At 56.5% G+C, this 317-nt stretch carries 2 protein-coding genes; both read right to left on the bottom strand.

Annotation, left to right across the window (positions count from 1 at the left end):
• On the bottom strand, positions 1 to 117 hold a 117-nt coding region (locus EN874_RS34745; RefSeq protein WP_245516238.1), incomplete at its 3' end, for a glutamine synthetase.
• 61 nt (positions 118 to 178) lie between these two features.
• The coding region (locus EN874_RS32865) for a P-II family nitrogen regulator (RefSeq protein WP_135884735.1) at positions 179 to 317 on the bottom strand (139 nt) is incomplete at its 5' end.

The following is a 317-nucleotide window of genomic DNA, read 5'->3' as shown; positions in this document are numbered from 1 at the left end:
CTCGACGACGTCCATCGTCACATGTTGCAGCTTGCCCCGCGGATCGGTGAAGCGCAGGTCGACGAATTTCACGTCGTTGTCCTTGATCTGCTTCATGATGTCTTTGGCTGTCGTCATGTCATGTATCCCTGTTTGATGACGTGTTTTGATTGATGACGTTGCAGAAAGATGGGGGACGTCAGATGGCGTCGATGCCGGTCTCGCCGGTGCGGATGCGCACGACTTCCTCTATGTTTGAGACGAAGATTTTTCCATCGCCGATGCGGCCTGTTTGCGCCGCCTTGCGGATGGCCTCGATGGCGCCTTCGACGGCCTCG

It is taken from the genome of Mesorhizobium sp. M1D.F.Ca.ET.231.01.1.1 (assembly GCF_003999155.2).
Lineage (GTDB): Bacteria > Pseudomonadota > Alphaproteobacteria > Rhizobiales > Rhizobiaceae > Mesorhizobium.
The sequence above is the reverse complement of the archived record's forward strand: the minus strand, read 5'-3'. Positions and strand labels throughout refer to the sequence as shown.